This is a genomic window from Erythrobacter sp. SN021 (genome assembly GCF_021864455.1).
Genome location: NZ_JAKKUW010000253.1, coordinates 1 through 280 on the forward strand (window position 1 = coordinate 1; position 280 = coordinate 280).

Sequence of the window (280 nt, forward strand, 5' to 3'; positions counted from 1 at the left end):
GCTCCACTTGTGGCCGTTCCAGTGCTCGATCAGCGTCTGAGCGGTACTGGTGGCATTTAGGGATTGCCCCACAGCCCAGACATCGTTGGCAGAGACGCTGGCCACCGCGAACATTACGGTGCCCGCCCCGGTGGCGGGACTCCTTACCGTGCTCCACTTGCGGCCGTTCCAGTGCTCGAACAGCGCCTGCTGAATACTGCTGGTAGTAAGGAAGGACCCTACGGCCCACACATCGGCGGCTGAGACGGCCGCTACGCCGAAGAGGTTGCCCTCCAGCACT

1 protein-coding gene is annotated in these 280 nt (G+C 63.2%); it reads right to left on the reverse strand.

Going from position 1 to position 280, the window contains the following annotated elements; all coding sequences use genetic code 11:
- Window positions 1–280: hypothetical protein (locus L5849_RS15795; protein ID WP_236926315.1), on the reverse strand; the 280-nt coding region annotated here is incomplete at both ends.